The sequence below is a fragment of the Vibrio sp. YT-17 genome, from assembly GCF_033337375.1.
GTDB lineage: Bacteria > Pseudomonadota > Gammaproteobacteria > Enterobacterales > Vibrionaceae > Vibrio > Vibrio alginolyticus.
Genome location: NZ_JAWOQP010000009.1, coordinates 132,580 through 158,196 on the forward strand (window position 1 = coordinate 132,580; position 25,617 = coordinate 158,196).

Below are 25,617 nucleotides of genomic sequence, written 5' to 3' on the forward strand. Positions count from 1 at the left end.
CCGATTACAGGCAGGTCTGCGATCTGCCTGTCCTTTTATAAACAAAACTCTTTACTTGATAATAGTTATCGTTTAGATTTATCCGCAACTTCGATATGCGGGATTACGATAATGATCAGTGAATGGGAAAAACACACACTTCTAGCCGATACGGCACTTCAACTAGATGACCCTGTTCGCAGCATTCTTCATTACCAGCAAGCCCTAAGCCTGAGTGAAGATATCAGCGAATGTGTGGAAATTGAGGCGGACGAGCGATTATTAATTTCTGTGATTTCTTGTCATAACTTAGCTCAGTTCTGGCGTTGGGCTGGAGATACTGACTATGAACTCAAATACCTTCAACTGGCCTCTGAGAAAGTCTTAACACTTATCCCACAATGCCCAAATAAAGAGTGTGCAAGCTTTATCGACTCGATAGGATGCTGTACTAAGGCGTTGATAGACTTTATGAAGCGTCACCCTAATCCGGCTATTGCCAAACAGGTTGAAAAAATAGATACCGCAACCAATTGCGAAGTCATTGCCAAATTCCGCTTAAACTAACATTCAAATTATACAGCAAGAATCACCGAAAGGTGCTTGGCAAAATACCACTAAAATATTATTAACAACGTCAGTAAATCAAAAACGCCGAAGCTTTCAGCTTCGGCGTTTTTATATGCATCACACTTGGGTTCGCCCTAGAGATATCACGACTCGGCGGTTTTTGTCTTTTCCTATTGGCGAACCGTTATCTGCAATAGGACGACGCTTGCCGTACCCTTGCACTTGAATTCGATCTTCCGGTAGCCCTAGAGACTGAAAGTAATCACGAAGTGACTCTGCACGTCGCTCTGATAAACTTTGACTCGCACTTTTACCATCGGTTGAATCTGTGTACGTCGCCACCAGCACGAGATCGATATCTTGATTATGTCGGATATAATCTGCAATTTGTGATAAACGCTTTTTAGAAGCCTTGGTTAACTGATCACCTTGTCTTTCGTAGTGCAAAATCGTAAAAGCAATGTCCTCGAAACTGTATTTCAATAAGTTGGAAATACAGTCGCTAAACGCGTTGTACTTGTTTTGAAACAGTACTGATGACAATGCGACTTCAATTCTCTGATCTCGGCTCTGCCAATCTTGGTAACTAAAAGTCGGATAACGGCCTTTTTCCAGCTCAGACAACATGCCCCATGCTGTTTGCCCTCCGACATAACCATCAAACTGTTTAAAAAACTTTAGGTTTGTAATTCGATCGGCGTGTTCACCTGGTCGCCAAGGTGGCGGCATAGAAATGAGACTGACGTTACGTGTTTCTCCCATCGGACGACGCATTTTTAACTCAAAGTCTAAATTGATTTTTTTATTTGCACGAGATGAAAATACCGCATCTCCAAAGCTTGGAATGGGGTGTACAAGCTGACATTCTAGTGGTGTATTGACCACCATTTCCCATTGAGATTGCTGTGGAGTTGCAGCATAACGTTTGCCCATCAAAGCGAAGCTGCTTGTGCTAAACAACGAAAATACAACACCACTGGTAATCAGCCATTTCTTCATCTAATACTGTCTCTTAAACGGCAGTCTGTTGCCGTCAATTTGCATCAATAAAATTACTTCAACCGGCATGCAAAAATCTCGCCAATATAGGGTTGTCTGTCACACTGCCATTAATGTGAGCCACCGTGTTCCAATCACCTTAACCGCCACTTAGCGTTTTACTTCCTCATGTTTTATCGGTTTACATGATGCAAAGTATGGCGAATAAACGTCTACATAATATGCAATACAAACTTATTGATTGGATGCAAAATAGAATTCCGGTTTTCTCTTAAATTGCGGTTTTTCTCATCGGTATAATCTGCAATAATGCAGCCTTCGTCACACAAAAATAAGCCAACATGACACTAGAAAATGAAGCTCTAACCTTGAAAAAACGCTTTCGTGGTTATTTCCCTGTGGTAGTAGACGTTGAGACCGCTGGTTTCAATGCTCAAACTGATGCACTTTTAGAAATCTGTGCCGTTACGTTGAAAATGGACGAACATGGCGTGTTGCATCCGGCCTCCACCATTCATTTTCATGTGGAACCATTTGAAGGCGCTAACTTAGAAAAAGAAGCGCTTGAATTCAATGGTATTCGTGACCCTTTCAGCCCTCTTCGAGGTGCTGTTTCTGAGCAAGAGGCGCTAAAGGAAATTTATAAGCTTATTCGCAAAGAACAAAAAGCCGCAGATTGCTCACGTGCAATTATGGTTGCTCATAACGCAGCATTCGACTTGGGTTTTGTAAATGCGGCAAATGAACGCTGTAAACTAAAAAGAGTCCCTTTTCATCCCTTTGCTACTTTTGATACGGCTACATTAAGTGGCCTTGCTTATGGCCAAACAGTTCTCGCTAAAGCATGCAAAACAGCCGGGATGGAATTTGATAACCGTGAAGCACACTCTGCGCTTTACGATACACAAAAAACAGCAGAATTATTCTGCGGTATTGTCAACAAATGGAAGGCCCTCGGCGGTTGGCCGCTTGTCGACGAAGAATAATAAGTAAACACAACATATTAGGAAAAGTATGAATCCTGTCGTTATATCAGTGTGCGTCATGCTCGTGTTAGCATTGATGCGCGTAAACGTGGTGGTTGCCCTCACGTTTAGTGCCATCGTAGGCGGCCTAGTCGCAGGCATGAGCCTTGGGGATACGGTTGCCGCATTTGAAAGTGGTCTAGGTGGCGGTGCAACTATCGCGCTAAGCTACGCCATGTTAGGTACTTTCGCTGTTGCCATCTCAAAATCAGGCATCACGGATCTACTGGCCAAAAGTGTTATCAAGCGCTTAAATGGTAAAGAAAACTCGGCGTCAACTACCGGGTTAAAGTACGCGGTGTTAGTCGCGCTCGTTCTTGTCACTATGTCATCTCAGAACGTAATTCCGGTCCATATCGCCTTTATTCCAATTTTGATTCCACCTCTTTTGGGCGTATTTGCGAAACTTAAACTCGACCGACGTTTGGTCGCGTGTGTTCTTACCTTCGGTTTGATCACACCTTACATGATCTTACCTGTTGGTTTCGGCGGTATTTTCTTAAACAACATTCTATTAAAGAACCTACATGACAACGGTTTGGAAAACGTGGTTGCAAGCCAAGTCCCAACCGCCATGTTACTGCCAGGTGCAGGAATGCTGTTTGGTCTATTACTGGCTATCTTTGTGAGCTATCGTAAACCGCGTGTCTACAAAGAAACTGAGTTGACTGTCGTTGACGAAACCGATCACGTCATCAATAAAAAGCACATCTTAGTTGCGGCACTTGGTATTGTCGCTGCTTTGGGTGTTCAGCTTTACACGGGTTCAATGATTATCGGTGCTCTAGCTGGCTTTATGGTGTTCACTTTCGGCGGCGTTATCGCATGGAAAGAGACGCACGACGTGTTCACTAAAGGTGTACACATGATGGCAATGATTGGCTTCATCATGATTGCAGCGGCAGGTTTTGCAGCAGTAATGAAGCAAACTGGCGGTGTTGAAACACTAGTACAATCGCTATCAACCAGCATCGGTGACAATAAGCCTCTAGCTGCACTACTGATGCTGATCGTTGGTCTATTAGTAACAATGGGCATTGGTTCATCGTTCTCTACGATTCCAATCCTTGCAACTATCTATGTTCCTCTTGCGCTAGCATTCGGCTTCTCGCCGATGGCAACGATTGCACTGGTAGGTACTGCAGCTGCGTTAGGTGATGCAGGCTCTCCAGCTTCTGACTCTACATTAGGCCCTACATCTGGTCTAAATGCCGACGGTCAACATGAGCACATTTGGGAAACAGTCGTTCCAACCTTTATCCATTACAATATCCCTCTAATCATCTTTGGTTGGATTGCAGCAATGGTGCTTTAATACTATTGTTTGGATGGATATACATTTAGTTACGAAAAAGCCGCTCAATGAGCGGCTTTTTGTTATTCATAACTGAGGTTATTGCGCTGGCATATTGTCAATAATACGCTCACGAATCAGCTTCAAGGTTGGTTCTGTCGACAGGTAATCGATGGCAATCGGAAAATAAGCGTCGTTAATTTTAAGAACCAAGCTAGGGTAAGAGTTCACACCTAGGCTCTTTGCAAGGCTCAATTGATCTTCGAACACACCCTCTAAGAAAGAGCCGTCCATATCATTCTTGAATTGCTGAACATTCAAGCCAATTTCTCTCGCTAGTTGCAAGTGAGTGGCTTCTTCATGAGGAGGCATCGCACGTAAGTAATACGCATGCTGAATCGCTTCTAGCATCTGCTCATAAGAATCTTGAAAGCCCGCTGCAATAACCGCACGACAAGATTGGTAAGTGCTTCTAACTGGCGTACAAAGCTTCCAGAAATCGTAGTTAAACTTAGTGCCTAACTGGCGCTCAATCTGCTTCCAAATACCTTCGAGTTTTTGTTGCATCTCGGGCGGCATCGGTAAATTAGTATCTGGCGCAAGACCACCAACCACATACTCAAACTGAATCACACCTGGCAGTTGCTGTTTTAGTTTATCCAGCGTTGGTTTGTAACCCCAACACCAACTGCACATTGGGTCATGCACGTAGTAAAGCTTTATATCCACTTTAATTTTTTAACCTATAAAATCAATTAGTTAAATGAAACAAGAATAATAAATGGCGATAAAGTGGCGACACATTTAAATCTTATTGCTTGGTTTCTGCTTAAGAGTTAACGAGTTTTGCTTATAACCCTGATAACAATATAGGTCCAGCACTCACTCGCTCCCCTCTTCTTCATCAACACGTAAACAGCGGTTTTGTCCCGTTAACTGCACAGTGATTTTGACATCTGAGTTTAATTATACCGTCTCATAAATTGAAAAACTGCTTTATCTTAATAATTCGCTCTAAAGCCTTATCGAATAAGGCTCTATGCCCTATTAATCAGATCTTATCTTTGCTCACCTGAGCATCTATATTTCTCACAAAATTCCTAACAACCTTTATTTTTCACACATTTAAAGAAACCACCATGATCTTTTTAGATCATTAAAATTGGAATTTACTGAAAATCTTTTCAATCTTTGAAATTTTCAAAACACTCTCAGTCTAGGTTCTAAGTGGCTCTATTCTCACGCAAGCCCCGCTATATATATGGTTTCCCGCGAGATACTCTAGGAACTCTCCCCACTAAATTTCAGTACACAAAAACTGAAAAAAAACTGTTCGAAAAACCTCGCAGGCGGGTGAGGAGAGTGCGGATTTTGTCATCCGCTCAGTGTGTTTCGTAAGTCTATAGCTCTTCCTCGCGACGTATAGACTTCGTTCTGACTTAAACATAAAAAACGCAGCCATATGGCTGCGTCGATTGTGGCTCCTTTGTGGTTAGTTGGTTTGTGTTATCGGTTCGAGCCTGCCCTTCAACTTCTCACTATCCTCCCCATGACCAGTAATATCATTCGCTTGCACTGGTGTTTTGGTACTTGCTCGTCCTGGTGCTACACCGCTGTGTGTATGCGTTGCTAAAGTGTCGGCCAATTCTTTAACCACCTGCATTAGCTCCGATAAAAGAATCAACACATTCTCTTGCTTAGAGCCTATCCAAGTCTTAGGTGATTGCAGCCATTGGTGCTCAGCGGCAATACTTCGGCGAAATTTTCCGATGGTCTCAATCAGTTCGCCAGCGGTAGCCGTTTGCATGTTACCCAAGCTTCCTAACACCAGATCATCTCCTGACAACAAATTAATAGCGCCAAGCGCTTCAATAAGCTTCTTACCATTCACTTCTTCAGTACTGTGCTCATTTACAAAAAGCTGATGCTGGCCAAACTCACCTTTATACCGTTCAAATTGGTCTAACTTACCAAACGCTCTCTGATTTTGAGTTTGGTCAGTCTGCAGTGTTGTATTTCCTGCGGCATCGACTCGATAACTCACTTCTTCACGTTGCTGTTGTAGTTGTTCACCAGGCTCTATTGAGGGAAGCGCATATTCACGTCCATAAACGCCACGTATGATGGGTCTATCGCTTCGACCATAAGCGAAAGCAATTTCAACCAATGTCCCTTCTAATGGATACGCTAACAATCCGGACTCATGTCCGCTCATGTTAACTGGCAGTGGAATCGAGCGATAAACCGGTACGTTACTATCTGGTTGCAAATTCTCATCTAGAACTTGCACATCAACAGAGAGTCGAGGCCGAAATGGATCAGATACTTTACCCACCGTCGCACTGTCTCTGACCGTTTCGACTCGCCCGAACTTTGGCAAGTGAAAGCCCGCAGCTAATTCAGGAAAATGCTGTAGTGTTTCTCGCTTTTTAGGTATGACTTCAGACTGCTCAGCTTTCCAATACGCCGTCATATCATCCTGTATTAAGTCAACCCGATTGACTCGCTTACCATTCACAACACGACCTGGTCTAAGCATAGGAAACGGAACAAAGGTGACACTGTTACCATTTTGACGACTCGTAAACTCTTCAGGTAGTGGCATTGGTTTGTCGTTGAAATGGCTATCTTGATAGGAGCCAAAATAAACCACCTGGTCAGTATGTTGAAACCACACACAGTCAGGAATAGAAAAAGCCTTAGCGACCTGGTCTAAACATTGATAACCCGTTCCCTGGCAAACAAAGTTTGGGATCGCGGTCTTCATGTATTCTTTATTGGGTAGATTAAACTCGAGACCAGTAAGGTGAGAGAGCGCATCAATAACCTGCTCGGCATTTGGATGCTCTAAACTGAGAGACCAACGTTTACTCAAAATACCTGTCAGTTCTTTTACTGTGATTTTTTGGTAGCCATTGACTGTAGATTGGATTTTATCAACATAGCCCTCAAACCAAGGCGACGTTTTGTTTTCATATCCAATATCAAAACGCACCGGCTCGAATAACTTCAGGGGTTGTGTTGCTTCAATTTCAAAGATGGCCACACTACCCAAAGAAAGCTTTAAGCTCACCATGTTACTTGCCAATTTGACTTCTTCGCCGCTTATATACAAGCGCTTCTCTAACTTCATTGAGTCGCCTCCTCTGCGGTGATGAGAGCCTGTTTTAACCGAGTATTCTCTCGCTGCTCTGGCTTGCTTTGCGCTTTAATCCGCTGTTCTTTTTGCTCGGCAACACTGTTGTACTCCCTAAGCTCAAAGGAAACATTCCAAGCCTGTAGAGTTTCATGTTCTCTTGCTTGAATACGCCCAGTGAACTTCACATTGCGAATTTTAAGTGCGAGCGCAATGTCATTGCCGATTCGATAAATACGTCTAGCATTCGCCTCATCTTTGTCCGAAGCAAACGCATAAAGTTGGGTCAGTGTTTCTATACGAATGAATGGAACACGACCACTAAAGGTAAGCTTTTTGCCTTTGTCACCCTGCTCTGCCACATCAGTACCAGAAGACTGCCCACTCATGTCCTGGTCTTTAAACTCCATGGACATTTCAACGGTCATTGAGTCTAAGTTAATTGGCACACCATCTAGAGCTAGCATAATAGCTCCTCAAAAAACGTCATAGGTTCATAGCTAAGCAATAGGCTTGCTAATGTAAATTGATGATTGTTGGGCGTTCCCGCTTGATTCAATCGTGTCGCTATACTTTCCGCATTGCCCTCCACGGAGAATGCATAGATACTTCCTTTCAAGTTCTTCAGGGCGTTGAGCTGAGCCTTGATTTCTTCCATCTTTTTATTGCGTTTCGCTGCTAGTAACTGCAACTTGTCAATTACGTGATGGTCATCGTCTGCTAATGACTCTAGCGTAGCTACTTGGGCACCTTGCCAATGTAAAGCATCATGTAATGGGTTAGCGTTGAGTAAAGCCATCGGCTTAAAGCGTGGTAGAGCGATCGCTGCAGGTTGATGGAACTTATCAACGTCATTGGTATTTAAAGCATGACTTTGCCTAGCTACTTGGCACCACTCAGGCATTGGAAACAATGATGTAAGCTCAATGAGCTGCCGAGAGAATTGATTCAATTGAGAGGCCGTTACCATTATCGCAATGCCATGAAGATGGCCATTTGGTCGGTGCCTATCAGCGTAATCCCGCAGTTTATTAGATAACGTTTTAATTGCAGTACTAGGATTGAGATAACACCCCGAGTCCAAACGGGTCCCCACTTGAAACTGATATGGCGACACTGTAAGTACGGTTCCTGAGACAAGTAAGGATTGAAGTTCACTACGCAGCTTAAGCAAAGCGCTCGCCTCTTCACTTAAAGAGTGACGCCCGTAATTGGCGTCACTTGTATGGTTGGTTAACCGGTTAATCGCTTCATTCATTACGGCGCCGACTGCGTCTGTCACTGACTCAGTCTTGGTTTGAATGCTCTGCGAGTAACTTGGCCAATTTAATGGGGATAAGTGCCAAGTCATAAGCGGCCTTCAATTGTCATGGAGTTCTCTGTAGGGCGTTGTGGTCGAATGGCCATCGTTACTACACCATCCTTTACATAGTCGCGCAGCGCTCTCCGGTAACTTCTCCAAACTGAAGCAGTTAGCGTAGAACGAGGATCGGAGTCTTCATGTAATGTGACTTGTCTATCCACATATACCATTTCATGTGCCACCCACTGATTTTCTGCTTCAGCAAAAATGGCTGGCTCTTCTCTACCAGAAACTGCATCTGGATATGTCCATATGCCATTTGATTGTAAGACAGCGGGCAACTTTTCGGGTGGTGAAGGGATCTCTATCCATCCATGCGGAGGGGTACCTCCGACAACTTGAAAGCACCCTGTTCCCACTAATCCATATATTTGCTCTTTATCCATGCCTTACACCTTAACCCCCACAATCTTTCTCAAATAATGCTCACCTGAATAGGCGGTCACACCATCGTATTTTAGAGAAGTACCACCTCTAACCGATTGAACTTCCTTACATGTCAAGGTAAACCCGTACTTGCCATCACTCTGCAAGATTACATAAAACTGGCCCAGCTCCATTGCTAATTGCACATCAACAATCGCGCTAAGACTTAGCCCTGACGCCGCTGCATAACCACCTTCGGCTGTCACTATCAAGAAATCGAAGTTCGTAATAGGCTCTGACGTTTTTAGCTTCGTATCACCTGGCGCTCTTCCATTCCATAAAATTGACCGCTTTGTATTTGATTTACTACTGAGTGCTTCTTGTAAACCTCGAATAGTAGAAATAGCTTGAGTGCCCGTATGATTAGCTCGGTTCTTTAAGTATGCGTCTGTTTGATTTTTCGTAGCTTGAGTGGCAACTCCATCGAGCTTTTTCTTATCTGCTGCCGTCATTACCCCTGCATGAGATGTCGTCACCGCACTTAAAACCGCATCTTTACCCGTAGAACTCTTGATCGTTTGAGTTGTGGCGTTGCGAGATGCCGTCAAGTTAGTTGCGATATTCGCTTGCGCTCCAGCTTGTATGCCATCCAGCTTCTTCTTGTCTGCTGCGGTCATAACCCCGGCGCTCGATGTTGTTGCGGCACTTAAAGTGGCATCTTTACCCGTAGAACTATTAACCGTTTGAGAATTGGCGTTGCGAGACACGCTCAAGTTAGTTGCTACATTGACTTGAGCCCCACTCTGAATCCCGTCTAATTTTTTCTTATCGCTTGCACTCATCCAACCGGAGGCTGTTTTAGTGGCATTCTTAACATTCTTGTTGATGTATGACGCGACAGACTGAAAGACTCGCTTTGCACTCCATAGGCTACGGTATTCATCCTCACCAGCTTCAGCTTGTTGCTGAGTGATAACATCCCACACGCGCCAATCAGTAACATTGCCATGGGAGTCAATGCCAGCAAGTCGAGCGATGTAATGCTGTTGACCATTTTCATCAACGTAATTACTGAGTTCTGTTTTTGAGCTTCTTACTGTCGCTATGTTTTCCCAACGAGAGAGTGCGCTGCCTTGGCGTACCACATCTAAGTACAAGCCACATGGGATGCCATCACTGACCACCACCTCTTTTTTTGACAGCTCAACACGTAACCCTGAGACATAAACAACTCCGGGACTAACAACAAACGTGTTTGACTTTCCTTTAGCGACGACCGAGCAGCCACGAACAAAGGCCGAATGGCCATAATGGTCAAGATTCGCCAAACGTAAATCATCATCAATGCCCATTAAGCGCCCATGAAAATCTATCTGCCAAGTTCCTGGTTCAACATGAATATTTGCTATCGCTGCAGCGCCACTGTACTCCTGCGCGACGGACTTAATAGTGGTCATGTTTTCTTCTTTAGTTTCCGTGTTCTTATACACGATCAAGCCACAGGAGTTCTCAACATGCTTGTCATGGAGGTAAATCGCATTGAACTTAAAACTCGGTGTGGTTGACTGAAGAATGACGGAATACACCAACGTATTACTATTAAGTCGCGCAGCCTGGTCCACTTTTTGACGATGCACGATATACGCTTCACTAGGCAGACCTAGGGCTCGGTCAATCGGTGATTCAGCGTCTAAGTTAGGAATATGAGCAAACACAAACTCGTTCATGTCTGTCGTACTACCCGTTGTAATTTTATCCACTAAATAGCGCTCAAACTGAGCAGGGATAATGGTCTGGCTCATACTGTATTATTCCTCTAGTTTTGCACTAAATAGCTGCTGACTCTGGCTGAAACAGGCCGTACGAATGTGCACCTGAATGGGATAAACGACTTCAAATCGATATCGACGGCAAGTTCTCCCATATTGCTCTATGAGCACTTGAACCAACTTGCTGTTTTGCGAGATATCGCCATCACTTAGCTCAATAGTACAAACGTCCCACTGAACTTCGTTTTGACGCTCTTTGAACTTAACGATACCAATGCCTAACCTTTCAAAAATCCGCTTGAAGCCCGCTACGCTACCTGCGTCTTTGGCGTTCACTTCTGCGTATTTCACTCGCTTTCGAAACAGTGAAAGTGGCTCACTCTCAAACCTTTTGATATCTCTATCCCATGCCATTAATTCCAATGCTTTTTCGTTACAGGTCAACGCATCCATTTGGCGAAGCGGAAATAGTAGGCTGCTCCAAACTATCCGGAAGAATGAAAAAACGCCTTTAGATAAAAAGTGAGGTTCTTTGACTTCATCCGCCGTCGTTCTTCCGTCCTGCCACCATGGGATCACAATTTCGGGTAAGCGAGGGGAATGTCGGCTTTGGTCGTAATTTCGAGACTCAGACATCCACGAGTTCCTTAACTGTGAGTGATTTCAAGCGAGGCTGTTCTAGCTTGCTGATAATGTCTTTTTGGACTTTTCCGTCTACGGTAAACCTTACCGATTCAACTTCCGTCATGTTGGTATGTATCTCAGTACCAAGCAAAGATAAGCTAAAACGATGCTCAGGTTTCGCGCGTGTCATTTCTGGGTAAGCTGCTGTTTCTCGAAAAGCCGCTCTAATCCTCTCTTCCACTTCAAGAAGTTCATTCACTTTGGTGGCGCTGTCTAAGTTCTCAGCTAAGACGACATCCGCCGTGATCTCATGTTTCGTATCGGGAATGGCTTTACAGGTAAGTACATCACCGTGACCGTGATGCCATTTAGACATTATGTGCTCATTTAGCTGTTCAAGAACGGTTAGCGGGGTTGGTCCCACTTCCATCAAAATCAATGCTTCTGCTGAACCAGGGGTTATGTCCCCTGTATTTCTAAAATAGATGTTATCACTTCGGATCCCCGCTACGCTGGCGATGATAGAGCGATACACATCATCGATGTGCCATTCACCAGAGCTAGTAAAGGCATTTTGAATACGAAGCGCTAACTCTTCATCAGTCTCTGCGTCAGCACCGAGTACAGAGAGCCAGTCAGGTTCATTCACCGCATCAACAATGCCCGGTATCGCTTCAGGAATAATGTTGAAATACCCCGCCGGCAAGTTAAACGCGGAGCCCGCTTCAAGTGCTTCGACAAGCACGTTACCCTTTAGGTGACCAGCCTCGATGATTCCAGGCTCAATAACTTGAACTTTATACATAACGCCATCTATAGGTAGCGTTTGAATAACCGCCCCTTTCTCAATCGTCACCGCATCAGCAGCATTTGCTTTAGTTAGTGTGATGTAGCCTTGTGCTCTTTGAGCTACTTTCGGCGCGATATTGTGCTCCCATGCTTTTAGGTCCAGAGCCCAACGCTCAGCGGTTGCCACGAACATATTGGGCATAACGTGCTGAGCCAATAGATGTCTAGTCAGCCAAACACATGGCGTGACCACTGCAGCGCGAACCCAACGCCAAAACGGTGACATTTCGGAGTCATTCGAAACCTTACTACCAGCCCCCACGACTTCTTGTTTTAGTTTGGTTTCAAAGTCCTTTTCGGTAACTGGCACACCCGATTCACTTAGCACCTGAACAAAATCCGTACTTGGTCGTTTACTCATACTTTCACCTCAAGTTCCCCATATTCATAAGCCTTAGCGGTTAAGGTGATATCACCAGTTTCTGTTTCTCTTGCTGTCGCTGAACCCGGTACCACTCTTACATCTCTCTCAGCAAGTTGCTCAATTTGCACCATTACATCAGCGCGTAACGCTGGGTTTCTTTCTGCAACCAATTGGCGAGCCAATCCTGATTCCATGATCGCGTGCTTAATGTCCTGCGCGATGCTGTATAAATCACTGCACTCTTTAGGCTGTTGGCCTGCGTCCATATCCCAGCCACCCTCGACCACTTTGATATCGTTGTAGCGCTTGCGTTCTGTTAAGTCGTTACCCCACATTGAGCTCATCCCACTCGGCTAATTGGTCTGGTGTTATTCCGTTAGGGGCAGTGATATACACGTCGCCAAAAGAGCTAACTCGACTAGCATCACTGTGATTGGTTGTTTTCATATTGTTCACCACTTGAGGAGGCAATCGTGGCTCGTTGCGCTTCCCTTTGTATTCGATAAACGGTTGAGGTGATTGATTATCTAGATTTGGAGCTTCAACGTTGATGCTTGGCTGAGAAATAACCTGGCTTTCTGCAATTTTGAACGGCGCCATTTGCTCTGGCTTATATCCATAAACGTCTTGGTTCGTCGCTATCGCAGACTCGTAACTCATTTGAGGTTGAAGTAGTTCTAATTGCTTAACTTCTGATGCATCACCCGGAGTTAGGTTCTGTGATATAGGAGTACTGTGTTCAGCTTGGACGGCCGCTGTCATCTCTGGCGTTTCAATTTGGCTCCCCAGTTCAATATCAACACCTGGGATCATATTGAGTAAATCAACGAGCCCTTCGATAGCATGAGCAATAACATCAAACCAAGCCGTATCTTTAAACGCGGAGGTTAAGTCGTCCCACCAATAGATTGCCGCAGCAATACCACCTATAAGCAGCGCTATACCAGCGACAACCCAAGTTAACGGGTTGGCCCAAAGCGCGGCGTTAAATAGCCATGCAGCAGCAGTACTCGCCAGCGTACTAATACGCAGTAGTCTCATGATGCTATTTAAACTCGTCATGGTAACCGTCCAACCAGCAGACATCATTTGCCCGATCCCCATGGCAAGCGACAATGTTGCAATCACCCCGCCAAGAGACAGGCCTGCGATAGCGACATAACCAAGAATTTCAGCAAGCCAAGGAAATTGGTCCGTCCAACCAACAAGCACCATTAAGCCGTCAGCCATGCTGCCTACAACCGAATTGATTGAAGGAAGAATCGCACCAAATACCGCTGCACGAACCGCAAACCATGCCGCTTCTAACCGTTCCCACTGATCTGTCATAGTGCTGGCCATTTGCTCGGCCTTCGACATTCCCTCGATTTGACCAAGTTGGTCAATACTGCCTGCGAGTCCTTCGGTATCAGCCATTAATAACTTAATCATGCTAACGGCTTCTTCTGAGCCGAATGCCTTTTTCAAATCAGCCGCTTCAGCAACACTTAAGGTGTCACCATATTTACCTTTCAATTGTTCAAGAATATCTAGCATAGGCAGCATCTGACCTTGGCTATCGGTAAACGACAAATTGAGCTTATCTTGAGCGTTGGCCACACCCGCCAAGAATACTTTGTATTTGGTACCCGCTTCGCTGCCACTCATGGTTGATTGAAGGGTGCCTAAAATCGCCATCTGCTCTTCGATAGCAACTCCTGCACTGGTCGCATTCGCTCCGATGCTAGTGAAAGCACTACTCATGCCTGCGCCTGTAGTCTTAAACATTTCAACAGACTGAGCAGTCATGCCGGCAATTTGTTTGGACCAAATTCCAACCCCAATTTCATCAGCTTGATTTTTGAAAACACCATACATGGTGCCCATATAATCCGTAATGGTTGCTGTATCAGCCTTAGTCGCAGCAGCTAAAACGGCAGAGCTTTTGGTGATGTCAGAAAGGTTGTCTCCATCAATATCACCAAATGCTGACTTGATATCATATGAGGCGCCGACAATATCTGTGGCGGATTTCCCGTACTGTGCCGATGTCCAAAGTGCGGTCTTTGAAAGCTTAGTGAGATCCTCATCCAGAACCCCTAACGACTTCACTTCGCCTAGCTTTCTATCCATTTCAATCGCTGGCATCAGCGCATTTTGAATAGCAAAGCCCGTGGCGACTAAACCAGCACCACCTGCCGCCATGTTTTGCATGCCTTGCTTACCAGCATCCATCGAAGCTTGTACTTCTTTAGTAATCCCCTGCAACGGCTTGGTGACTTGATCAACCAACGCTATGTGCATCAACAGTTTTTCCATGCTCATCGCGTAATACTCACTCGCTCTTTATGTCTGTTAATGACTAAACAGTCGGCTGATAGCACTCATTACCGCTCTTTCTTCGCGTTCGAACTGGTGTTTGTCCAGCCAGATAGCGCGACTTAAACTTCTTTCGTCGTCTGGCTCACTCGGCAAAAAATGACGACGAAGGGCAAAGGCTTGTTCCAAAGGATTATCTTCAATCCGCTTTGCCCTATCTGTTATTTTTTTAGTGTGATTTCGATACCACCTTTAGAAGCGTTACTGACCGTGGCATAAAGCTCGATAGTTAAGCCAGGAACGCTATCAAGTAACTCAGTGAGCTCATCTTTTTGCTCTGGGTTCACGGTACGCGTTAAGTACGTATAGGCAGGCGCGACTTTGTTGTTAGGCATCATGTCATTGGTATAGTTATTTGCATCCTGTACCGTTGGCGTAAATACGAAGTCAGTGCCACCGATAGCGACTACGACAGGTTTTGATGTAAAGGTAGGTTTAGTCATTTTTACTTCTCTTCTTGTTTTCGTGCCTAGCACGCCATTGCAAATAATCTTCAATCTGGTTATCACACTCAGTCAGTGCGTTTTTCAGCTTGGGAATGTCGTCGGTAACCACTTCTGGCCATGTCCCTTGAACTTGTGGTTTTGAACAGGGCACCAACATTCCAGCAGGTGGCAATTTCATGAACACCTGCGTTGCGACGGTTTCAGTAGGGTTCGCGCAGGCGGTCAGTAACAGTGGCAGGGATATGGCACTGAACGTTTGCCAGCTCTGTTTTAAGTGCTGCCAGGTCTGCATTGAGTTTTTCCTCTGCTGCTATGTGTTGCCGTTGCCGCTGAACTAACATGTTGTTAGCTTGCTCACTTTCACCCTTCAAAAATTCAATGGTGGTTAAGTTGATTTGGTTGTCTGCTTCTGCCTTGGTGAGCTTTTCACTTAATGTGGTTTTCTCTGCTTTGACGGTATGAAGCTGCAGCTTCAGCACCGCGATGGTCGTCACCAACACCGCAAGACCAATCCACTTAATCCATTTCCATGCAGCGATCACGTTCTAATCCTCTTCGAGTGACGAGTCCTTTAAGTACAACGCCCTGACTCTTTACCCACTCCGTAATGTGACCGCAGGCTTTGGGATAATTGCCATGTTTGATTGCTGCGTAAATCCGAGTGTCAGAGCCGTCCTTATTTTGGCGAAACTTGGTACACCCGAAGTTGAAAACAAAGCTGGTAAATGCGTCAAATTGACCCGTGCTCATTTGCGCTCCTGAAATCCTTTCTGCATTGGTCACACATCGTTCGGCCGATTGAATATTTTTCACCCAGTCGATCGCGACTTGCTCCAATGTGATTGGCGTATCTGGCACACCATGAGTATTCCCAATTCCATTCGTAGGAATACCTCCCGGACAAACGTAAGGGTTCTGCCGGCATCCCTCTGCATCACCAATCAACTTCAGTCCTTTAGGGGTGATGCGCAGCGCTCCTAAGTCTCGTTCCGATACCACAACTTGCCCAATGGGCTGCGTCAATTCAGGTCCATAAACAGCCGTACCACCTGTTACCAAGCCGATCACAGCGACGACAGAACAAATGATGCGCTTAGTCAGTTTCACTCAGTGCTACTCCTTTTTCGCTAGCAATACGTTGCATTGCTCGCTTGTGCCAATAGTTCAATCCCAGCGCTGCAAGGCCAATCACTAGTGATAAAATGAAATACCACTGTTCAAATGTCAGCTTGCTGAAAGTCATTCCTGCCAATGACACAAGGTAAGCAACTCCACTGGTTAATTTGTCGAACCAATCTTTCATATCGTTACTCCAAATTAGCCTGGCAAGGGGAGCAAAACTGGCACCCCGCTATAGCTATCTGACGCCCTTCAGGGATAGGGTCACCACACTCAAGACATTCTTTTGCACTCTCTCGTTCGCTTGTCTTCACAGACTGTTTAAGCTGGTTTGCGATTGCCATTTCAGTAAACTTGGTTTCGTTACTACTAGCATGGTCGATAAAGTCAGGCATTCGTTCTCTCTCTGATAGGCTTAAAGCAAACCGCGGGTATCATCATTACTTAGGTATGAGATGCCATTAATGCGAACAAAGTGAGGGCTCGTCACAAAGCCTTTAAGCTTGCGCTTGGTTTTATCACTGCTGTTTGGATCAACACTAAGTAAATCTGAGATTTGAAGCTTCACACCAAACAGCTCTACTTTGTCTTCATCATCGCCAGTATTTGCATAGAACATACAGTCGTGTGGCTTAATACCGCGCCAACTGCCAGCTTCGCGAGCTTTTTGTTGAAGCTTACGGAAGTTGTTCAAGTCCAGCTCATACTCAACATCACAACTCACAGCTCCATGAGTAAATCCAGTGGGAATGCCGCGCTCTTTATCAACAGCAGACTCATCATTGATGGTTGCTGTAGCCGACTCCACATGAACCAAAATCCCCAGCATGTTTATGTCGAAGCTTCGCCCTGTATAACGAGAATTCATTGTTTACTCCCCTAGTCGTTGATTGAGCATGATGCCGATGGTGATTTTCACTGGGCACTCGTAAGGTCTAACTGCGAGTAGAATTTCAACTTCTTCACTATTAACCCATGTAATGGTGATGTCATCGTCTTGAGGTGGTTTGATTTCACCAGGGAACTCGTAATCACCAATTTTTTTCACTACCGCCATTTCACGGAGGTCTTGAGTAAAATACAGCTTTGCGCTGGCTTCACTGCCTGGTGTGGAATTGAATTCTCGATCAGCAATTCGTGCAATTGCTCGTACCCGCACTTTACGTGCTGCTTTCATGGCGACACGAATGTGACGAATATCTTGATAATCACCACCAGGGACATCTAGCGTACGTCCAGTTGTCCAATATTGCCCCGGATAGTCCGGATACCACATCGGTACAGCGATTCGAGCAGCTTCTAGTGCTTTAAGTGTTGCTAGCTCTAATGGCTTTCCATCCTTATCTTTTGCTAATGCCATACTGCCGAGAATGCTGCCTGTTTTTACTCGTGCCGGTGAGTCAGCAATAGATACTTCTTGATTGGCCAACCGACCTGCATAAATGCCAACTGTAGAGTTTCCTTCGTGTACTTGTGGCACTACGGTGATGTATTCACTTGCAATGTTCTTTGGCAAATTCACCGTTTGAGCTAACCACTCGGCCCATGTTTCACCGTCCTCGGAATCATTAATTCCTGGTAAGGAACAGATCATGAAAACTTCTCGTCCAAGCTTGGCTTTAAGTTCATGGCGAAATGCGACTGCATCTTCAAGAATGGACGCTCCAGTATTTGGCTTATCCAACACAACAGCTTCAAAGCTTGATGTCTCATTGGCTTTAAAAACCGCAGCCTGCCAACTATCTGATGGGTTTAAAACGATCACACCGGCAGTCCAGTTCTGTTTCCCATTTAACTGAGCAGCTTTTAGCGTGAGCATGTGTACAGGGTCGATGTTATCGAACGCGCTGTCTGAAAAATCCGTGGTGTTATCCACCATAATTAGGTTGCGCTCTGTTCCTGCAACTGTGCCGTACACAACAAACAGAAAGTGAAATTCAACGCCCGGGATCGGTCCGCGCATCATGTTCAGAATGTTAATAATGACGGTAGGCCATGCCATGTTTAGTTGCTCCTATTTCGATTCATTTCCCGCTTGATAATCATTGCTGCCCGTTTCGGACTAATGCCTATCAATCGGCGTTCTGGGCGATCTACTTCCCACTTACGTGATGGCGTTTTATTTTCCAGATCACTAATCAGTTTTGCGGCTTCAGCGACGGTCATATTCTGAGTAATGAATTTGAGCGTTGGCTTTTTGCCTCTCTTCTGCCTGCCTTGGGGCGGAAGTCTGTAACCTAAATCGCGTAACTCTTTTGCTTGCTCTCTCGTTGCCGGGTCGGTTTTCTTTGGTTCTTTCGCTTTCTTGGCTTGCTTGAATCGCTGCTGCAATCCGCTTTCCTCTGCTTCACCTGTATGGTGGGCCAGTGCAACGGTTCCTCGTCTTGATGGCCAACCAACAACCAAAACCCGGTTATTGTCTTTTTGAAAATGCTTTAGCTTCTTAGTGAAACCTCTAAGCATTTTTCGCCTGCCGTTTTTGCGCTTTGACCACGCTTTACCGTCTGGGTCACGCTGTGCTCGAATGTTTTTTTTGGTCGTTTTGGTGATGTATTTACCAAGCTCTTTCAGCACTCGGGCTCTGGCTTTTTTCTCAAGCTTTAGCAGCTCGAATTGCTCTTTAACTCGCAAATAACTGCGCTTATCGGCCCGTATCTCATACATTGCGGAGAACTACATGTGATAGCCTTTCCGCCTGCCAAATCTCGTACTCTTCAATCTTCCAGCGTTGACCATTCCAATAGATTGGCCCGTCGGGGTCTGCAGCCACTTTGACGGGTTCTTCAAACATGACTGAGACCAACACTTCGGCGTTTTTCTCATCTTCCAGTACTACGTCTACGTATGGGTCGTCTAAGTCTTCGATGCGGAAACGGTCAGAATCGTTGTCCATCAACCACGCTCCAACATTAGCGAACAGCACCGCTGGGTCGTATTCTTTGAAAGGGAATTTGTCGAAGTAGAAGTCAGCAACATAACGCTGATACAGCAGGTCAAAACCATGACCCATGTGCTTGGTTTCTAGTTTCAGCTCAACCTTGCCCATTTCACATTCCATGCGCTTGGCTATCTTGTCGCCCACAACGCTGATTAAAAATGCGTTTAGGTCACGCAGCTTGTAACCTGCTTGGTATTGCGTTCTCATAGCAAATCCACCGATGAACGGTTCAGCCCTTTCATATTTCTAATAATGCGCTGGCTTTCTGAAAGTAATTCAGTGCGCACCTCTACGCTTCTGTCTGCGATGTGATCGCCCTTGTCCTTGGTATGAACAGTTGCAATGTCCGGCAGCAAATCAGCTTTGGCTCTCGCAAATACTGCTGATTCGTATTGATATACAACACGGTTTTTATCATTCATTTTCGGAAATGTAGGAACATCGCCAGCAGTTGCATGCCCCTCTTCCTGATACTTAACTTTTAAGTCTTCGAGTTGCTGATTAACTTCCGAAACAGCATTAACTAGAGCGATAGCAATACGTTCTGAGTCTTGAGCAGCAGGAATACCGCGACGCTTTTCAAAATCACCGGCATTGATGTTCGGCCAAAAACCGTCATTAGTGATTTCTGTGGCTTGATAATCCGAACCGGAAGATCCCGTAAACATCGTTATTCCTCTTTTAATAAGTGAGCCTCTAGCCACTGGGTCGACGGTATTGAGTTAGCCTATTGGCACTCTTACCTCACCAGCCGAGGCTCGGCGGCGTAGGAGCTGTTACAAGTTTTTGTTGTCTTTAATCGCTCGAATACGTTGTTCTACCTGACCAATTTTGGTTTTCACCCCAATTTTGGCGTACTTCTCATGAGCACACTGCAGTAGCAACAAGGCCTTTTCCAAGGTATCTAAACAACCGATAGACGTCGGTTGCGGTTGTCCTTCGTCATTTCGAAGTAAGTGCAACCCAGCAAATCGATACCACTTAGCATGCACTTCTTCGTGTAGTCGCCATTCGCTCTCAACCTTTTCAAAAACCGCGCTGAAATAAGGCTCAATAGAATGTCCTCTGCCAGACTCTTTTTCCGCCCAAGCTAAAACTTCATCGGCGCACACGGTTGGCCAGTCACGTCGGAAGTTATCTGGTGTAGGTAAATCAAGCGCTATGGCTTTCAAGCACCAATCAATCGCGGTTTCCATGTCGTTGACATCGAACAACCAGATAACCATATTGGTGAAAATTGGGTTCTCGAATACTTCGCCTTTTGCTAGGTAAGCTTCCACGTACGGTTTGTACTTGGGCACCAAAACATCACGCTTATGTTTCACCTTGTCTTCGATAGCATTGAGCTGTTTTAGATACTTGCGGTCTTCTTCAAAATCGATCAGCTTGATGTGCAGGCTTTCGGTATTTGCACTAGCACTCAACTTCGATGCAGAATGACTGACTTGATTTTCTAGAAGGTGACGACGCTGCCTTGCTAAAGGACTAGCCATTAATCACCCCTTCAACGGCTGATTCGACGACTGAAACAGATTCGATAGCCGCGAACTTTTTAAGATTTCCCACAGCGTAACCTTCCATACGGATATGGTTTTGCTTGAAACGAGGCTCATCTTCATCGTTTTTCTGCTTACGCCACTGAGTGCCTTCTTGCGTCAGAATCTGTAGGTTCTTGGTATTGGTAACCCAAAGTTGATCAGCTGGGAAAAATGGTGGTGTGTAAGCCTTTTTGCCAGCAATTGTCTTGGCTAGGCTTTGGGCCGCTTTATGCTCTGTTGGACTATCGGCAGCCTCAAGTAAGCGGTGCTGCTCAGCCGCGACTAGATTCGACCCAACTAAAACAACGAGATCTGGGTCTTGACGATGTTCGGGAGCAATCGTCGTGTTGATTAGATCTTGCGTAAGTGAATCAAGATTCTTGTATGAATCAGTCGCAGTACCTGTTGGGTCAAGCTTTGCTGATGCGAGTGCCTGGCTAGATCTCTTCTCTTTAACAATCGTGAGCCAGCCTTTATTTACATCCTGGCCTAATGGATTTTTAATCGGGTCCGTATTAGTTGCGATAGACGTACCGTTAAAACCGACACGCAACATATCCAATGCAAAACGACGAGAAATCGCGCTTTTCATCATGCTCAACCAGTGACCTTTAGAGCCAGAGTTTGCCCATTGCGTCATAGTTTCCCAAAGGATATGTGCTCCTGAATCTGTCTTTGTAAGCTCGTAGGTATTACCACTTTGGCCCACTTCCACGCTAAAACGTCCCGAACCAGATCGACCGGTCGAAAGGCCATCATCACCAACATCAACAACCTGACCTTTGATTTGCTGAACTGGCAGCAATGAAACCATGCCTAGGAAAGCATCCGATTCCATAATTGCTTGACGTAGCTTAGTTTCCATTGGGGGCGTCAAGTTAAACGACTGTGTACCTTGCGGAGCATTTGCGGCGGATAACGTCGCTGTACAAAACTCTTGTAAATAACTGGTAGATAGTGCGTTCAGCATTAAAACATCTCCTTAGATGAGAAAGATTCACTAGCACCTGATGGATCTGGTTCCTGGTCAGGGACTTCTTGTGATAGTTCAGCAAACTTAGTTTCTAGTCCGTTCACTTTCTCAAACAACGGATTTAGCTTTTCTTCCAGCGCAGCGGAAAACTGCTCGACCGTCGCATCTTTGGTTGCTACTTCTGGTGTTTCTGGTTGATCGGGTGTGTTTTGCAAATTGAACTCTTCTTTTAGTTCTTGCTTAAACTCACCTTTGAAAGCAGAAAACTGCTCTTTTAGTGCGACTTTTAATTGTTCTTCGGTCACGTTGGTGCCCTCTGCTGTTGATAGCGTTTCTGGCTCTTCATCGTCAGAAGAGAAAAATTCATTGAATGCCGCAAAAAAGCGGTCTTTGCGAGTAAAGCAATCTGAAAAGTCCACCTCTTCTAAATGGCTTGCTTTGATCTCGGTGGTTTCCCCATGAACACGAGAGAATTGAAGGAGCGATGTTCCTGTGGAGGCTGGGGAGTCAGTCGCAGCTAGGCCCATTAGATAGCAACGCCCTTCCCCCTTGTAGTCGGGATTTGGCTCAATAGATGTGAATAGTTTTTGTTTTTTACGGTTGGCTTCAAGCAGATAGTCATTCGGCTCTAGCTTGGCGAACAAACGTAATTTCCCGCTTTGTTCCTCCGCTTTTACTTCAACCACTCGGCCCCAGTTTTCACCGTAACCGTAAAATCGACGATGCTCAGGCCAAATTAGTGCGGTGTACTCATCCATCGAATAACTAGCGGCCATTTGCTCAATCCAATCACGGGTTATTTTACGCCCGTCGACGGTCGGTCCTTCTGTCGCGATGATTTTCCACTCACTAATCTTTGGCATTTTTGTACTCAAACTTGTCAATCACATACGGTTCGAGCAAACAATACGCCTTTGAATGTGTCGTTTCAGCTACTTCAATTCCTTGTAATTCGGATACATTTACTATCCGAATTCATCCGAACTTTGCTTAGTCATCTGCAAGTTTTCGGCGCGTATGATGCGCTTATGGCATATTCTCCCGAAATACGACAAGCCGCCCGAGCACTCTATTTGAAAGCTTGGACGCCACGTGAAATCGCTACCGAACTGAACCTGAATAATGAGCGCATCATTTATTACTGGGCAGACAAATTCGGTTGGCGCGATATGTTGCGTGAACAAACCATTGATGAAGCGATAGCAAATCGAATTCAAACACTGCTTGAACTTGTTGACCCCACTAAAAACCAACTAGACATGCTCGATCGGCTTATCAAGCATCACGCTGCATTAAAGAAACAAAGGGCACAAGAAAAGCAGCAAGGTGAGCAACCTTTAAATACAGGGGATAAAAAGCACGACGGTACAAATAGCCGTAACAGCCAGAAATCTAGCAGTAATTCAAAATCGACCAAGAAACGTAAAAGTAAAAAGAATGACATCAGCGAACTGAGTGAAGATGACTTTGTCACATGGCATGACTCCCTGTTTGCCTATCAGCATGTAATGCGCAACAACATAAAACAGCGTATTCGAAACATTCTGAAATCCCGCCAAATTGGTGCAACTTACTACTTCAGTGGCGAAGCGTTAGAAGATGCGATTCTGACCGGCGATAACCAGATCTTTTTGTCAGCATCACGAGCTCAAGCAGAAGTATTCCGCAGCTACATCATTGCTATTGCAAAAGAGTTCTTAGACATAGAGCTGACTGGAAACCCGATTATTCTTTCCAATGGTGCTGAACTTCGCTTTTTATCTACCAATAGCAAAACCGCGCAGAGTTACCACGGTCATGTTTATGTTGATGAGTATTTCTGGATACCGAAGTTTGACGAACTAAACAAACTCGCGTCGGCAATGGCTACCCATAAAAAATGGCGTAAAACCTACTTTTCGACACCATCATCGAAAATGCACCAGGCATATCCGTTTTGGACGGGCGACCAATGGCGAAAAGGCAGAGACTCACGCGCCAAAATTGAGTTTCCAACGTTCGATGAATATCGCGATGGTGGTGTACTTTGCCCTGATAAGCAGTGGCGATATGTCGTCACGATTGAAGACGCTGCAGCAGGCGGCTGTGAACTATTTGATATTGAAGAACTGAAGGACGAATACAGTAAAGACGATTTCGATAACCTGTTTATGTGTATCTTCGTCGACGGCTCTTTGTCTGTATTCAAATTCTCTGACCTCGAAAAAGGCATGATTGACTCTGCCCACTGGCAGGACTTCAAGCCGAAAACAAAATCACCGTTTGCCGGGCGTGAAGTATGGCTGGGCTATGACCCTAGCCGAACGCGAGACAATGCTTGCTTAGTAGTAATAGCTCCGCCGGCAGTTGCAGGTGAAAAGTTTCGTGTCTTAGAGAAGCACTACTGGAAAGGGCTTAACTTCCAGTACCACGTGAGTGAAATTGAAAAGGTATTTCAACGCTACAAAGTCACTTACATAGGCGTTGATACTACAGGCATTGGTGGCGGTGTTTGGGACTTAATTAAGAAAAAGCACCCTCGTGAGGCCCACGCCATACATTACAGCAACGAAAACAAGAATCGCCTAGTAATGAAGATGATCGATATCGTAGAAGCAAAACGACTGCAGTTTGATGCCGAACACAAAGACATTGCTATGGCATTTATGGCGATTAAACGAGTGCCGACCAATAGCGGTAACGCGATGACCTTTAAAGCAGAGCGAAGTGAAACAACAGGCCACGCTGATGCGTTTTGGGCTATTTCACACGCCATTATCAATGAGCCGCTAGACCACAACACACCAACGAAATCAACCTGGGCGACTGCAGCATGAACAATCAAAAAGACAAACTAGTACAACAGGAGCAACATGCGGAATCTGTTTATCACCTTGACTCCACACCTGAGGCAATTGACTCAACCAGTTGGATGACTTCATATTCTGAGCTTTTCTATAACGACACTGATGGTTACTGGGAGCCTCCAATTTCACGCCAAGGCTTAGCAGAAACTTCACGTGCAAACGCCTATCACGGGTCTTTACTTAAAGCTCGAGCAAATTATGTTGCTGCCCGTTTTATTTCAGGTGGCGGTTCAAGACGTCGGCAGATTCAATCTTTTTGTAATAACTACTTCACGTTTGGTGATGCCGCATTCTTAAAAATCCGCGACCACTTCAAACGTGTTGTGCGCTTGTTTCCTCTACCGACCATGTATCTACGTAGACGTAAAAATGGGGACTTCGTTTTGCTAGAGCGAGACAACAAGCAACGAGTATACAAAGAGAATGACATCATTTTTTTGCCTCAAGAAGATCTGCAGCAGCAAGTTTATGGACTACCTGACTATCTAGGTAGTTTACAAAGTAGCTTACTAAACCGTGATGCAACGCTATTTCGTCGTCGCTATTACAAGAACGGTGCACACATGGGATTCATTTTTTACGCCACGGATCCAAACCTTAGTGATGACGACGAACAAATGCTGAAGGAAAAAATCGCGAGCTCCAAAGGGGTGGGTAACTTTAGAAGTATGTTTGTTAATATTCCAGGCGGTGCAGAAAAAGGGATTCAGCTAATCCCGGTGGGCGATATAGCGACAAAAGATGAATTTGAGCGAATCAAAAACATCACTGCGCAAGATATTCTCGTAGGCCATCGCTTCCCTATAGGAAAAGCAGGAATAATTCCCCAGGGAACGACTAATCTGGGTGACCCCGTCAAAATTGGCAGTGAGTATGCCAAAGACGAAATCATACCTGTATGCGAATTAATTATGGATGAAGTTAACAACGATCCAGAGATAAGAAATATCAAAAATCTACATTTAAAATTTGATACTACGTTTGGAGAACGCTCATAAACCTGTACAAAAACACAGCCCTTTGACGTATCATTATTTGGTCAGTCAATAAGTTAGGTGCTT

Annotated in this window: 31 protein-coding genes; 5 read left to right on the forward strand and 26 right to left on the reverse strand. The window is 45.1% G+C overall.

What is annotated here, in order from left to right:
• The first annotated feature begins 111 nt into the window (after positions 1–111).
• On the forward strand, positions 112–546 hold the full coding sequence (locus R7F67_RS11005; protein ID WP_005384886.1) for a DUF2753 domain-containing protein: 435 nt from the start codon (positions 112–114) through the stop codon (positions 544–546).
• A 120-nt stretch (positions 547–666) separates the two neighbouring features.
• Here R7F67_RS11005 and motY read toward each other — a convergent pair whose 3' ends face one another.
• The gene (gene motY / locus R7F67_RS11010) at positions 667–1,548 is read right to left on the reverse strand and encodes a flagellar protein MotY (RefSeq protein ID WP_104975503.1); all 882 of its coding nucleotides are present in this window, start codon (positions 1,546–1,548) and stop codon (positions 667–669) included.
• A 341-nt stretch (positions 1,549–1,889) separates the two neighbouring features.
• Here motY and rnt point away from each other — a divergent pair, with 341 nt between their 5' ends.
• Positions 1,890–2,534 carry a ribonuclease T gene (gene rnt / locus R7F67_RS11015; protein WP_005384888.1) on the forward strand — a complete coding sequence of 215 codons (645 nt, stop codon included), beginning with the start codon at positions 1,890–1,892 and terminating at the stop codon, positions 2,532–2,534.
• A 28-nt stretch (positions 2,535–2,562) separates the two neighbouring features.
• Entirely contained in the window at positions 2,563–3,888 is a 1,326-nt protein-coding gene (locus R7F67_RS11020; protein WP_017821192.1) for a Na+/H+ antiporter family protein, read from the forward strand.
• A gap of 78 nt (positions 3,889–3,966) precedes the next feature.
• Here R7F67_RS11020 and R7F67_RS11025 read toward each other — a convergent pair whose 3' ends face one another.
• The 25 genes from R7F67_RS11025 to R7F67_RS11145 all read right to left on the reverse strand — a co-directional run bounded on the left by R7F67_RS11025 (position 3,967) and on the right by R7F67_RS11145 (position 22,573).
• On the reverse strand, positions 3,967–4,596 hold the full coding sequence (locus R7F67_RS11025) for a DsbA family protein (RefSeq protein ID WP_053304219.1): 630 nt from the start codon (positions 4,594–4,596) through the stop codon (positions 3,967–3,969).
• Between the two features lie 763 nt (positions 4,597–5,359).
• Positions 5,360–7,000 carry a hypothetical protein gene (locus tag R7F67_RS11030; RefSeq protein WP_318057179.1) on the reverse strand — a complete coding sequence of 547 codons (1,641 nt, stop codon included), beginning with the start codon at positions 6,998–7,000 and terminating at the stop codon, positions 5,360–5,362.
• Positions 6,997–7,470, reverse strand: a complete 474-nt coding sequence (locus R7F67_RS11035; protein WP_225495440.1) for a DNA-binding protein — start codon at positions 7,468–7,470, stop codon at positions 6,997–6,999. The genes R7F67_RS11030 and R7F67_RS11035 overlap by 4 nt, the downstream gene beginning before the upstream one ends.
• Complete coding sequence (locus tag R7F67_RS11040; RefSeq protein WP_053306644.1) at positions 7,464–8,354, reverse strand: hypothetical protein; 891 nt, start codon at positions 8,352–8,354, stop codon at positions 7,464–7,466. Before R7F67_RS11040 ends, R7F67_RS11035 begins: the two co-directional genes overlap by 7 nt.
• Entirely contained in the window at positions 8,351–8,752 is a 402-nt protein-coding gene (locus tag R7F67_RS11045; RefSeq protein ID WP_258458509.1) for a hypothetical protein, read from the reverse strand. The genes R7F67_RS11040 and R7F67_RS11045 overlap by 4 nt, the downstream gene beginning before the upstream one ends.
• 3 nt (positions 8,753–8,755) lie before the next feature.
• A complete protein-coding gene (locus R7F67_RS11050; protein WP_318057180.1) occupies positions 8,756–10,534 on the reverse strand; it encodes a phage tail protein in 1,779 nt (592 codons plus the stop codon).
• Between the two features lie 6 nt (positions 10,535–10,540).
• The gene (locus tag R7F67_RS11055; protein ID WP_042522470.1) at positions 10,541–11,137 is read right to left on the reverse strand and encodes a phage tail protein; all 597 of its coding nucleotides are present in this window, start codon (positions 11,135–11,137) and stop codon (positions 10,541–10,543) included.
• Positions 11,130–12,335: a baseplate J/gp47 family protein gene (locus R7F67_RS11060; protein ID WP_318057181.1), complete on the reverse strand. Its 1,206-nt coding sequence runs from the start codon at positions 12,333–12,335 to the stop codon at positions 11,130–11,132. Before R7F67_RS11060 ends, R7F67_RS11055 begins: the two co-directional genes overlap by 8 nt.
• Positions 12,332–12,673, reverse strand: a complete 342-nt coding sequence (locus R7F67_RS11065; protein WP_017635436.1) for a DUF2590 family protein — start codon at positions 12,671–12,673, stop codon at positions 12,332–12,334. Before R7F67_RS11065 ends, R7F67_RS11060 begins: the two co-directional genes overlap by 4 nt.
• Complete coding sequence (locus R7F67_RS11070) at positions 12,663–14,642, reverse strand: phage tail tape measure protein (RefSeq protein WP_318057182.1); 1,980 nt, start codon at positions 14,640–14,642, stop codon at positions 12,663–12,665. The genes R7F67_RS11065 and R7F67_RS11070 overlap by 11 nt, the downstream gene beginning before the upstream one ends.
• 30 nt (positions 14,643–14,672) lie before the next feature.
• Complete coding sequence (locus R7F67_RS11075) at positions 14,673–14,825, reverse strand: DUF6890 family protein (RefSeq protein ID WP_017821181.1); 153 nt, start codon at positions 14,823–14,825, stop codon at positions 14,673–14,675.
• 32 nt (positions 14,826–14,857) lie between these two features.
• Complete coding sequence (locus tag R7F67_RS11080; protein WP_017821180.1) at positions 14,858–15,139, reverse strand: putative phage tail assembly chaperone; 282 nt, start codon at positions 15,137–15,139, stop codon at positions 14,858–14,860.
• Positions 15,132–15,320 (reverse strand): hypothetical protein, encoded by a 189-nt coding sequence (locus R7F67_RS11085; RefSeq protein WP_140337432.1) that lies wholly within the window; start codon positions 15,318–15,320, stop codon positions 15,132–15,134. The genes R7F67_RS11080 and R7F67_RS11085 overlap by 8 nt, the downstream gene beginning before the upstream one ends.
• 22 nt (positions 15,321–15,342) lie before the next feature.
• A complete protein-coding gene (locus R7F67_RS11090; protein ID WP_052764199.1) occupies positions 15,343–15,684 on the reverse strand; it encodes a hypothetical protein in 342 nt (113 codons plus the stop codon).
• Positions 15,659–16,249, reverse strand: a complete 591-nt coding sequence (locus R7F67_RS11095; RefSeq protein WP_140337434.1) for a lysozyme — start codon at positions 16,247–16,249, stop codon at positions 15,659–15,661. The genes R7F67_RS11090 and R7F67_RS11095 overlap by 26 nt, the downstream gene beginning before the upstream one ends.
• Complete coding sequence (locus tag R7F67_RS11100) at positions 16,236–16,445, reverse strand: HP1 family phage holin (protein WP_017635442.1); 210 nt, start codon at positions 16,443–16,445, stop codon at positions 16,236–16,238. The genes R7F67_RS11095 and R7F67_RS11100 overlap by 14 nt, the downstream gene beginning before the upstream one ends.
• A 4-nt stretch (positions 16,446–16,449) precedes the next feature.
• A complete protein-coding gene (locus tag R7F67_RS11105; protein WP_140337435.1) occupies positions 16,450–16,656 on the reverse strand; it encodes a TraR/DksA C4-type zinc finger protein in 207 nt (68 codons plus the stop codon).
• Positions 16,657–16,676: 20 nt separating this feature from the next.
• Positions 16,677–17,129: a phage protein gene (locus R7F67_RS11110; protein ID WP_017821175.1), complete on the reverse strand. Its 453-nt coding sequence runs from the start codon at positions 17,127–17,129 to the stop codon at positions 16,677–16,679.
• 3 nt (positions 17,130–17,132) lie between these two features.
• On the reverse strand, positions 17,133–18,263 hold the full coding sequence (locus R7F67_RS11115; RefSeq protein ID WP_258458513.1) for a DUF2586 domain-containing protein: 1,131 nt from the start codon (positions 18,261–18,263) through the stop codon (positions 17,133–17,135).
• 2 nt (positions 18,264–18,265) lie between these two features.
• Positions 18,266–18,925, reverse strand: a complete 660-nt coding sequence (locus R7F67_RS11120; RefSeq protein ID WP_042522476.1) for a phage virion morphogenesis protein — start codon at positions 18,923–18,925, stop codon at positions 18,266–18,268.
• Positions 18,918–19,406: a phage tail protein gene (locus R7F67_RS11125; RefSeq protein WP_042522477.1), complete on the reverse strand. Its 489-nt coding sequence runs from the start codon at positions 19,404–19,406 to the stop codon at positions 18,918–18,920. Before R7F67_RS11125 ends, R7F67_RS11120 begins: the two co-directional genes overlap by 8 nt.
• Positions 19,403–19,867 (reverse strand): head completion/stabilization protein, encoded by a 465-nt coding sequence (locus R7F67_RS11130; RefSeq protein WP_243328287.1) that lies wholly within the window; start codon positions 19,865–19,867, stop codon positions 19,403–19,405. Before R7F67_RS11130 ends, R7F67_RS11125 begins: the two co-directional genes overlap by 4 nt.
• A 108-nt stretch (positions 19,868–19,975) precedes the next feature.
• Entirely contained in the window at positions 19,976–20,692 is a 717-nt protein-coding gene (gene gpM / locus R7F67_RS11135) for a phage terminase small subunit (protein WP_318057183.1), read from the reverse strand.
• Complete coding sequence (locus tag R7F67_RS11140) at positions 20,685–21,707, reverse strand: phage major capsid protein, P2 family (RefSeq protein ID WP_318057184.1); 1,023 nt, start codon at positions 21,705–21,707, stop codon at positions 20,685–20,687. The genes gpM and R7F67_RS11140 overlap by 8 nt, the downstream gene beginning before the upstream one ends.
• Positions 21,707–22,573, reverse strand: a complete 867-nt coding sequence (locus R7F67_RS11145) for a GPO family capsid scaffolding protein (protein WP_064368665.1) — start codon at positions 22,571–22,573, stop codon at positions 21,707–21,709. Before R7F67_RS11145 ends, R7F67_RS11140 begins: the two co-directional genes overlap by 1 nt.
• 165 nt (positions 22,574–22,738) lie before the next feature.
• Between R7F67_RS11145 and R7F67_RS11150 the strand changes: the two genes are divergently transcribed.
• Together R7F67_RS11150 and R7F67_RS11155 are read left to right on the forward strand one after the other, a co-directional pair.
• Positions 22,739–24,526 carry a terminase large subunit domain-containing protein gene (locus R7F67_RS11150; RefSeq protein ID WP_258479774.1) on the forward strand — a complete coding sequence of 596 codons (1,788 nt, stop codon included), beginning with the start codon at positions 22,739–22,741 and terminating at the stop codon, positions 24,524–24,526.
• Complete coding sequence (locus R7F67_RS11155) at positions 24,523–25,554, forward strand: phage portal protein (RefSeq protein WP_064368667.1); 1,032 nt, start codon at positions 24,523–24,525, stop codon at positions 25,552–25,554. Before R7F67_RS11150 ends, R7F67_RS11155 begins: the two co-directional genes overlap by 4 nt.
• Positions 25,555–25,617: the final 63 nt, after the last annotated feature.

Excerpts from the sequence above, each read along its gene's own strand:
- R7F67_RS11040 (WP_053306644.1), bottom strand. The coding sequence starts at position 8,354 with ATGACTTGGCACTTATCCCCATTAAATTGGCCAAGTTACTCGCAGAGC.
- R7F67_RS11035 (WP_225495440.1), bottom strand. The coding sequence starts at position 7,470 with ATGCTAGCTCTAGATGGTGTGCCAATTAACTTAGACTCAATGACCGTT.
- R7F67_RS11020 (WP_017821192.1), top strand. The coding sequence starts at position 2,563 with ATGAATCCTGTCGTTATATCAGTGTGCGTCATGCTCGTGTTAGCATTG.
- R7F67_RS11060 (WP_318057181.1), bottom strand. The coding sequence starts at position 12,335 with ATGAGTAAACGACCAAGTACGGATTTTGTTCAGGTGCTAAGTGAATCG.
- R7F67_RS11105 (WP_140337435.1), bottom strand. The coding sequence starts at position 16,656 with ATGCCTGACTTTATCGACCATGCTAGTAGTAACGAAACCAAGTTTACT.
- R7F67_RS11005 (WP_005384886.1), top strand. The coding sequence starts at position 112 with ATGATCAGTGAATGGGAAAAACACACACTTCTAGCCGATACGGCACTT.
- R7F67_RS11055 (WP_042522470.1), bottom strand. The coding sequence starts at position 11,137 with ATGTCTGAGTCTCGAAATTACGACCAAAGCCGACATTCCCCTCGCTTA.
- motY (WP_104975503.1), bottom strand. The coding sequence starts at position 1,548 with ATGAAGAAATGGCTGATTACCAGTGGTGTTGTATTTTCGTTGTTTAGC.
- R7F67_RS11100 (WP_017635442.1), bottom strand. The coding sequence starts at position 16,445 with ATGAAAGATTGGTTCGACAAATTAACCAGTGGAGTTGCTTACCTTGTG.
- R7F67_RS11150 (WP_258479774.1), top strand. The coding sequence starts at position 22,739 with ATGGCATATTCTCCCGAAATACGACAAGCCGCCCGAGCACTCTATTTG.
- R7F67_RS11155 (WP_064368667.1), top strand. The coding sequence starts at position 24,523 with ATGAACAATCAAAAAGACAAACTAGTACAACAGGAGCAACATGCGGAA.
- R7F67_RS11065 (WP_017635436.1), bottom strand. The coding sequence starts at position 12,673 with ATGTGGGGTAACGACTTAACAGAACGCAAGCGCTACAACGATATCAAA.
- R7F67_RS11125 (WP_042522477.1), bottom strand. The coding sequence starts at position 19,406 with ATGAGAACGCAATACCAAGCAGGTTACAAGCTGCGTGACCTAAACGCA.
- gpM (WP_318057183.1), bottom strand. The coding sequence starts at position 20,692 with ATGGCTAGTCCTTTAGCAAGGCAGCGTCGTCACCTTCTAGAAAATCAA.
- R7F67_RS11030 (WP_318057179.1), bottom strand. The coding sequence starts at position 7,000 with ATGAAGTTAGAGAAGCGCTTGTATATAAGCGGCGAAGAAGTCAAATTG.
- R7F67_RS11145 (WP_064368665.1), bottom strand. The coding sequence starts at position 22,573 with ATGCCAAAGATTAGTGAGTGGAAAATCATCGCGACAGAAGGACCGACC.
- R7F67_RS11070 (WP_318057182.1), bottom strand. The coding sequence starts at position 14,642 with ATGAGCATGGAAAAACTGTTGATGCACATAGCGTTGGTTGATCAAGTC.
- R7F67_RS11115 (WP_258458513.1), bottom strand. The coding sequence starts at position 18,263 with ATGGCATGGCCTACCGTCATTATTAACATTCTGAACATGATGCGCGGA.
- R7F67_RS11140 (WP_318057184.1), bottom strand. The coding sequence starts at position 21,707 with ATGCTGAACGCACTATCTACCAGTTATTTACAAGAGTTTTGTACAGCG.
- R7F67_RS11050 (WP_318057180.1), bottom strand. The coding sequence starts at position 10,534 with ATGAGCCAGACCATTATCCCTGCTCAGTTTGAGCGCTATTTAGTGGAT.
- R7F67_RS11045 (WP_258458509.1), bottom strand. The coding sequence starts at position 8,752 with ATGGATAAAGAGCAAATATATGGATTAGTGGGAACAGGGTGCTTTCAA.
- R7F67_RS11110 (WP_017821175.1), bottom strand. The coding sequence starts at position 17,129 with ATGAATTCTCGTTATACAGGGCGAAGCTTCGACATAAACATGCTGGGG.
- R7F67_RS11120 (WP_042522476.1), bottom strand. The coding sequence starts at position 18,925 with ATGTATGAGATACGGGCCGATAAGCGCAGTTATTTGCGAGTTAAAGAG.
- R7F67_RS11080 (WP_017821180.1), bottom strand. The coding sequence starts at position 15,139 with ATGACTAAACCTACCTTTACATCAAAACCTGTCGTAGTCGCTATCGGT.
- rnt (WP_005384888.1), top strand. The coding sequence starts at position 1,890 with ATGACACTAGAAAATGAAGCTCTAACCTTGAAAAAACGCTTTCGTGGT.
- R7F67_RS11130 (WP_243328287.1), bottom strand. The coding sequence starts at position 19,867 with ATGTTTACGGGATCTTCCGGTTCGGATTATCAAGCCACAGAAATCACT.
- R7F67_RS11085 (WP_140337432.1), bottom strand. The coding sequence starts at position 15,320 with ATGAAATTGCCACCTGCTGGAATGTTGGTGCCCTGTTCAAAACCACAA.